Source organism: uncultured Agathobaculum sp., from assembly GCF_963927765.1.
GTDB lineage: Bacteria > Bacillota > Clostridia > Oscillospirales > Butyricicoccaceae > Agathobaculum.
The window spans coordinates 1-3,229 of sequence record NZ_CAWVCU010000127.1 but is presented as its reverse complement, the minus strand read 5'-3'; the positions used below and the strand labels follow the sequence as shown (position 1 = coordinate 3,229).

Below are 3,229 nucleotides of genomic sequence, written 5' to 3'. Positions count from 1 at the left end.
TTTTCCACAACCTATCGGCTACATACTCCTTTGGACGGCGCATAAAAGGGCGCGCTGCAGATTTCATTTCTGCAACGCGCCCTTTTTCTGTTACTTAAAATCCCCACATTCATATAACACAACTTCTTTTGCCACAATGTAGTCAAAGGAAGAACGCTCATAACGCATCCCTTCTTAATGAAAATACGTTATTTGATTTGGAGTATACATTTTAACGCCTTTTTTGCAATGAGTAAAAGCATTAGCATTTTTAATTACTTTCTTAAAACACCCTGATTTTTACTTTCCCAGTATGAACATATATGACCTTTGAACATGACAAGTTTACCATGAAGCCCACCCTTGACGAAGCCGGGAGGCTCATTCCACGGCAGGACTACCGGCTGGACACGCTGAACTGCGAGAACAAGGTTTTCGCCCTGTCCTGCATACAGACAAATCTGCGGTACGGCAAAAACAGCAAACGAGAGTACATCAAGAGCCACCACTATATCATCAGCTTTGACCCACGGGACGCAGTCGACAACGGCCTGACCGTTGACCGGACGCAGGCGTTGGGGGCTTGCCTACTGCAAAGAGCATTCCCCGGACACCAAGTCCTTGTCTGCACCCACCCGGACAGACACAACCATAGCGGCAATATCCATGTGCATATTGTCATCAACAGTCTGCGGATTACCGAGGTGGAGCGCAAGCCCTACATGGACAGGACGAGCGACACCAGAGCCGAAGATAAGCACCGCTACACCGCAGCCGCCATGCGGTATTTCCTCAGCGGAGTCATGGAGATGTGCCGCCGGGAGCGGCTTTACCAAATCGACCTCTTGAACGGCAGCAAGAACAAAGTGACCGAGCGTGAATACTAGGCGAAGCGCAAAGGGCAAGCCAAACCGGACAAGGAAAACGCCACCCTGCTTGCCAAGGGTATCGCACCGAGGACAACCAAGTTTGAAACCGACAAAGATCGTCTGCGGCAGACCTCATGCCAAGCCCTTTCCACTGCTGCCAGCTTTGACGAGTTTTCCGCTCTCCTGTTGCGGGAGGGCGTGACCGCTAAGGAGAGCTTGGGGCGACTGTCCTATCTCACGCCGGACAGAACAAAGCCTATCACCGCCCGGAAACTGGGAACGGACTTTGACAAAGCCACTGTCCTTTGTTCTCCACCGGGGACTGTCTTCTCCTTCCTTGCAAAAAGGCAATCGAACCTGTATTATTCCACTATCGAAGTGAATACCTCCTGTTTTACTTTTTCAGCAACATTTTGTCCATCTGCTAACAGTGTAGCCTCAAAGCGCAAGCCGCAGCACGGAATCAAGATTCTCTGTGCCGCTGCTTGTCTGTTATCCTATTTTTCCTTTGATTTTTGCCAGCATCCATTGTTTATTATCGCTGTGCGCGACGATCTCCACCTTAACAGTATCCCTGGGCTGGAACTGGTCATCGGAAAAATGCCGGGCATATCGGCATACCGCAGTACAACCATCATCCAACCGTACAAATACGCCGCCGGCATATTTGCTGGTGATGGAAGCCATGCGAATAGATCCCGGTGGATGGCGCTGTCTGGCTCCATCATAAGGATTGGGAGCAGCTGCCTTTACCGATACCTCCAGATGTTCATCAGTAAAGGAAAGCACCTTCGCATGAAGAATTTGTCCCGGTCGATAAGTATCCCGAAGGTCGCCAAGGTAGGAATACGACAAGCCAATTTGCGTCAGCGTATCGTCATAACCACAGCAGGACAACGTCAATCGGGAAGGTCCAACTGTTAAAACATCACAATCCACAATGCTGCCTTCCTCCACATGCGCGATTTCTTTCGCCTCCCATCTGCGCCGGGAGAGCGCCATTGTTCGGGATGCGATTGCGCACCCAGCCATCCGATCCACTGCAACAATCACAAAATCCACATTTGCCCCGGCCATGTTGTTCAGCACAAAACTTTCACGTTCTTCGCCCTGCCACCAGAAAAATGGTTCCGGTATTAAAATCTTTACGCGATACGGCAGCACAATCATGCAGGGCATATTCGTCACTTCCTCATCCGATATTTCCGAATTGATTTCCACTTCCGGTTGTGGCATGTTTTCTATCCCAACAATCCTACCCCGCATCAGCGAACCAGACCGGAACGAAGCATAAATATTATCCCACTCCGCTTGTTCTGCCGGCGTCAGGGCTTCATCTAAACCGTTGAGATCAAGCGCAAAAAAGCGTTCCCTAGCTTTTTCCAGCCACTGCTGTATTTTTTGGTTGATTTCCATATCAGTTTCCCTCCCAATTTTTCAGATGCAACCTGCCCGTTTGATCAGGATAGGCTAAAATGCACGGCACTGCGGCCGAGATAGCAGTAATTTGCGACTCGGAATCCAGCAGCATCACATGGGCACTTTGTGCCGACGATGTGTCCTGCGCATTGTCAACCAGTATGCTTGTTTCTTGCTCCAGCCCCTCTGGCACATGCAAAACCCAAAGGCGTATGCAACGGTCTGGATAATAAGCATACAGCAGATAATCCGGCTTACGCGGCAAAATCTTCGGTGCATTCCACTGCCCTGCAAAGGACAGAACAATATCCATCGAGCGCAGGACACATAGGTCTTCTTTGCCGTCCGGAGACAGGAGCAACCCTGTCTTTGCTGCGAATTTGATTTTCCCATCGAACTTAAGCTGGCGAACAATACTGTCTGCGGCTTCGCACGCCAAGCCATAGCGTAGCCGAAGTAGCGCCCGTGCTTGCCGTTTTTCCATGCAACCTAATATCCGCACTGTCTTCAGTAGTTCCAGCTGCGGCTCACTGTAAAACATCCTGCTCAAGCATTACCACTCCTTCCCGCGGTTGACCACTGGATCAAGCATTGTATCGCAGCCCCGTTCCAGAATTGTGCTGAAAATAACCTTTGCCGTGTAAACCAGCGTGTTGCGCATCGCGGGCTTCTCGTTTTCGTGCAGCTTGGCCAGAGCGCAGTCCAGCACCTCCCAGTTCAGACGCCAAAGCGTCTCTCGCACCTGCAGCTGCGGATAGGTACACGGACCGATCGTCAGCTCGCCGCAGTAGTACAGCCATGTGATCGCGTCTCGCAGCACGGTCTGTTCCTCCGACTCAAACAGGTCAAACTCGCAGCGCCGAATCAGGTGATCCAGCTCCGCCCGTTCGCGCGCGCGTTCGACCGTCGTACTCCTCTCCGTATCACTCTTCTCTTTCTTTCTCTTCTCTTTCTTACTTGTG

At 51.0% G+C, this 3,229-nt stretch carries 3 protein-coding genes and 1 pseudogene; 1 reads left to right on the top strand and 3 read right to left on the bottom strand.

Annotation, left to right across the window (positions count from 1 at the left end; all coding sequences use genetic code 11):
• Nucleotides 1-302: 302 nt before the first annotated feature.
• Nucleotides 303-1,151 (top strand): annotated as a pseudogene (locus ABGT74_RS11395) (relaxase/mobilization nuclease domain-containing protein); the annotation flags it as partial.
• 189 nt (nucleotides 1,152-1,340) lie between these two features.
• Here ABGT74_RS11395 and ABGT74_RS11390 read toward each other — a convergent pair.
• The 3 genes from ABGT74_RS11390 to ABGT74_RS11380 form a co-directional block, all read right to left on the bottom strand.
• Nucleotides 1,341-2,264 carry a hypothetical protein gene (locus ABGT74_RS11390; protein ID WP_346705570.1) on the bottom strand — a complete coding sequence of 308 codons (924 nt, stop codon included), beginning with the start codon at nucleotides 2,262-2,264 and terminating at the stop codon, nucleotides 1,341-1,343.
• Nucleotide 2,265: 1 nt separating this feature from the next.
• Complete coding sequence (locus tag ABGT74_RS11385) at nucleotides 2,266-2,817, bottom strand: hypothetical protein (protein ID WP_346705569.1); 552 nt, start codon at nucleotides 2,815-2,817, stop codon at nucleotides 2,266-2,268.
• Between the two features lie 3 nt (nucleotides 2,818-2,820).
• The coding region (locus ABGT74_RS11380; RefSeq protein ID WP_346705568.1) for a hypothetical protein at nucleotides 2,821-3,229 on the bottom strand (409 nt) is incomplete at its 5' end.